This is a genomic window from Sphingomonas sp., assembly GCF_035758555.1.
Classification (GTDB): domain Bacteria; phylum Pseudomonadota; class Alphaproteobacteria; order Sphingomonadales; family Sphingomonadaceae; genus Sphingomonas_B.
The window spans coordinates 1-4,290 of sequence record NZ_DASTXI010000062.1; the positions used below are offsets into that span (position 1 = coordinate 1).

4 protein-coding genes and 1 pseudogene are annotated in these 4,290 nt (G+C 65.3%); 3 read left to right on the forward strand and 2 right to left on the reverse strand.

The genetic code is table 11. The features are described 5' to 3' along the window. On the reverse strand, positions 1–1,295 hold a 1,295-nt coding region (locus VFT73_RS03640; RefSeq protein ID WP_326408795.1), incomplete at its 3' end, for a HAMP domain-containing protein. Between the two features lie 221 nt (positions 1,296–1,516). Here VFT73_RS03640 and VFT73_RS03645 point away from each other — a divergent pair. Next, positions 1,517–1,702, forward strand: coding sequence for a hypothetical protein (locus tag VFT73_RS03645; protein WP_326408796.1), 186 nt, complete (start codon positions 1,517–1,519; stop codon positions 1,700–1,702). An 8-nt stretch (positions 1,703–1,710) separates the two neighbouring features. Here VFT73_RS03645 and VFT73_RS03650 read toward each other — a convergent pair whose 3' ends face one another. Next, entirely contained in the window at positions 1,711–2,295 is a 585-nt protein-coding gene (locus VFT73_RS03650) for a PadR family transcriptional regulator (protein WP_326408797.1), read from the reverse strand. 103 nt (positions 2,296–2,398) lie between these two features. Between VFT73_RS03650 and VFT73_RS03655 the strand changes: the two genes are divergently transcribed. Continuing rightward, on the forward strand, positions 2,399–3,694 hold the full coding sequence (locus VFT73_RS03655) for a replication-associated recombination protein A (protein ID WP_326408798.1): 1,296 nt from the start codon (positions 2,399–2,401) through the stop codon (positions 3,692–3,694). A gap of 106 nt (positions 3,695–3,800) precedes the next feature. Next, positions 3,801–4,290: pseudogene (locus tag VFT73_RS03660) on the forward strand (serine hydrolase); the annotation flags it as partial.

Genomic DNA, 4,290 nt, shown 5'->3' on the forward strand with positions numbered 1-4,290 from the left:
TCGCCTGCAAACGCGTTCAGCTGGTCCACCATCGTGTTGATGGTGTTCTTCAGCTCCAGGATTTCGCCCTTCACGTCGACCGTGATCTTCTTGGACAAGTCGCCCAGCGCCACCGCCGTCGTCACTTCCGCGATATTGCGCACCTGGCCGGTCAGATTGTCGGCCATCAGATTGACGTTGTCGGTCAAATCCTTCCAAGTGCCGCCGACGCCCGGCACCTGCGCCTGACCGCCCAGCTTTCCTTCGGTGCCGACCTCGCGGGCGACGCGGGTCACCTCGCCTGCAAACGCGTTCAGCTGGTCCACCATCGTGTTGATGGTGTTCTTCAGCTCCAGGATTTCGCCCTTCACGTCGACCGTGATCTTCTTGGAAAGATCGCCCGAGGCCACCGCCGTCGTCACTTCGGCGATGTTGCGCACCTGGCCGGTCAGATTGTCGGCCATCAGGTTCACATTGTCGGTCAGGTCGGCCCAGGTGCCGGCGACGCCTTCCACCCGCGCTTGGCCGCCCAATTTGCCTTCGGTGCCCACTTCGCGCGCCACGCGGGTCACTTCCGACGCGAACGAGTTCAGCTGGTCCACCATCGTGTTGACGGTGTTCTTCAGCTCCAGAATCTCGCCCTTCACGTCGACGGTGATCTTCTTGGACAAATCGCCCGAGGCGACGGCGGTCGTGACTTCGGCGATGTTGCGGACCTGACCCGTCAGGTTGGTCGCCATCGCGTTGACGTTGTCGGTCAGGTCTTTCCATGTGCCGGCGACGCCTTTCACCTGCGCCTGGCCGCCCAATTTGCCCTCGGTGCCCACTTCGCGCGCGACGCGCGTCACTTCGGACGCGAACGAGGCGAGCTGCTCGACCATCGTGTTCACGACCTTGCCGATCCGCAGGAACTCGCCCCGCAAAGGCCGCCCGTCGATCTCGACCGCCATTGTCTGTGACAGGTCGCCCTTCGCCACCGCGCCGATGACGCGGCTGACCTCGGCGGTCGGCTGCACCATGTCGTCGATCAGCTCGTTGACCGCGCGCAGCTTGGTTTCCCAGCCTCCGATCGCGCCACGCACCCGCGCGCGCTGGGTGATCTTGCCTTCCTTACCGACGACGGTCGACAGGCGCTCGAACTCGCCGGTAATTTCCTGATTCATCGCGACGACTTCGTTGAAAAGCGTCGCGATCTCGCCGTCGAAATCGGGATCGTCCTCGGGCAGCCGGACCGAGAAATCGCCCCGTCTCAGGCTGCGGAGCGCACTGACGAGCTGGCGCCGTTCGGCGAACTCGCGCGGGTTATGTACGTTCAAGGACGGCTCCTGGCTCTTCCCCCCGCCCTTTGATTCGAAACTGTTCGGCCCCCCGGCCGGACCTCTTGATAGCAAAGCCTTTTGTCGGATGCGCGTGAAAATTTGCTGAACGGTGTCCCAAAACGCGATTGGGTGAGGAGATGCTCGGTTCGTCGAATTTATGGGAACCGTATACGAAGGATGCCGTTATCCCGCACCAGGGGTAAATCCAGGTTAGGCAGATGCATGACGACGACGTTACCGTCGGCGAAGTGAAGCGACGGCAGCAGGTGCTGCGGGATCACATCGCCGAGAACGACCGGCTGATCGGGGAGGCAGCGCAGCGCGTCGCCACCTCCCGTGCGATCACCGGTGCCGGGGTTTCGGACGGCGGGGAAGACAGGCCGGAATCCGACAAAGCGGCCTGAGCGGCGCCTTAGAGCCGTTCGATCTTCTGCGCCGCCTCGTCGATGATCGCGACTGCCTTGTGGAGCAGGTCGGGCGTCATGTCGTCGCGCGACATCCGGTGCTGGAGCGCGCTGAACAGGTTCGCCGTCGCGCGGCGGATCGGTGCACGGTCGACGCGGGAGCGTTCCTCGCCCAGCGCTTCGAGCCGCTCGAACAACGCATCCACTTCTTCCGCACGTTCGGCCAGATGCTCGCGGCCGGCCTCGGTCGCCGCATATTCCTTGCGCGATCCCTCGGACACGGCCTCGATCAGCCCCATGTCGTCCAGCATGGTGAGGGTGGGGTAGATCACGCCCGCGCTGGGCGCATAGGCGCCGCCGGTGCGTTCCTCGATGTCCCGGATCAGATCGTAGCCGTGGCGCGGCTGGTCGGCGATCAGCTTCAGCAGCACCAGCCGCAGCTCCTCGCCGTCGAACATCCGGCGCCTGCGGCCGCGCCCGCCGCCATGATGGCCGCCGATTTCCCAACGGAACTCGAACGGCCCGCGCCGCCAGCTGCCGTGCCGCGACCCGCAGCCGCGCTCATGTCCGTGGTTCCCGTAAGAAAAGAACATTTCGACTCACTCCGATGCTTCTAAGACGCGCTAAGATATATCTTGAAAGGTTCTGGTCAAGCCCTCGCTCTAAGCCTCACTTTTGCCTAACCATTGCAGGCGCATGCCCGACCTCTTCACTCCCGATCCGGCCGACTCCGCGCCGCTGGCAGACCGGCTCCGGCCGCGCCGGCTGGAGGATGTCGTCGGGCAGGAGCATCTGACCGGCCCCGATGGGGCGATCGGGCGGATGGTCGCGGCCGGCCGTCTGTCTTCGATGATCCTCTGGGGTCCGCCCGGCACCGGCAAGACCACGATCGCACGCCTGCTTGCCGACGCGGTCGGGCTGCGCTTCGAGGCGATCTCGGCGGTGTTCTCGGGCGTCGCCGACCTGCGCAAGGTCTTCGCGACCGCCCGCGACCACGCCGCCGCCGGCCAGCGCACCCTGTTGTTCGTGGACGAGATCCACCGCTTCAACCGCGCCCAGCAGGACGGCTTCCTGCCCTATGTCGAGGACGGCACCGTCACGCTGGTCGGCGCGACCACCGAGAACCCCAGCTTCGAGCTGAACGCGGCGCTGCTCAGCCGGGCGCAGGTGCTGATCCTCCACCGCCTCGACGCCAAGGCGCTCTGCACGCTGCTGGACCGCGCGGAGGAGGCCGAAGGCCGCCCGCTGCCGCTGACAGCCGACGCGCGCGACGCGCTCGTCGCAAGCGCGGATGGCGACGGCCGCTTCCTGCTCAATCAGGCGGAGACGCTGTTTTCGGTCGAACTCGACGGTCCCCTCGATCCCGCCGGCCTGTCGGCGCTGCTCCATCGCCGCGTCGCCGTCTACGACAAGGATCGCGAGGGCCATTACAACCTGATCTCGGCGCTTCACAAAAGCATCCGCGGATCGGACCCGCAGGCGGCGCTGTACTATCTGGCGCGGATGCTGGTGGCCGGGGAGGAGCCGCTCTACCTGCTCCGCCGCCTCGTCCGCGCGGCGGTCGAGGATGTCGGCCTCGCCGACCCGCAGGCGCTGGTGCAATGCCTTGCCGCCAAGGACACGTACGACTTCCTGGGCTCGCCCGAAGGCGAGCTCGCGATCGTGCAGGCCTGCCTCTATCTCGCGACCGCGCCCAAATCGAACGCGACGTACAGGGCGCAGAAGGCGGCGTGGCGGAGCGCGAAGGAGACCGGATCGCTGATGCCGCCGATGAACATCGTCAATGCACCGACGAAGCTGATGAAACAGCTCGGCTATGGGAAGGGGTACGCATACGACCATGACACGGATGAAGGCTTTTCCGGCGACAATTACTGGCCCGAAGGCATGGCGCCCCAGAGCTATTACGAGCCCACCGACCGCGGCTTCGAAAAGCGAGTCGCGGAACGGCTGGCCTATTGGGAGGAATTGCGGCGTGGGAAGCGTGGGTGATCTGGCACATAAACTCCGTTCGTTTCGAGCGCAGTCGAGAAACGCGTGTCCACCTGCGCCAAGGTCGCTTCTCGACTTCGCTCGAAGCGAACGGTTTTGGGGCGCATTGGCCTGTGGTGTTCTGGCGCTCGCCACCCCCGCCCACGCCGCCGAACCCACGCCCTACCAGCGCGCGCTCGCCGCCGGCTACAAGGCGGCATTCCTCTGCTCCGGCATCTTCAACGCCGGCCGCACCCAGGCGCAGATCGAGGCGCTGGAGCTGACGGGGATCTATCCGGAATATGACGCGATCGTGCCAACTTTGCCAGCAAGTTTCAGTAGCGGCGGTGTGTACGTTGAGTTCGATCCGGCACTGCCGCCGCGTCAGGCGGTGTGGAATGAAGCTACCGGTTGCACGACCCGGCCGATCGGGGCGGGCCCCTTCCCGATCTACATTCCTGCGACTCAGCTTAAGCCTTCGCTGTCCGAGCGGCCATGGCCGGACGGAGATAAACGTATCTCTGACCGGCCGGCCAAGGCAGCAGTCGTTCTCACCAATCAGGCCTTTGGCGGAGCATATGGGAAGGCCTCTCGCACGGTCGCGGTCCTCATCGTGC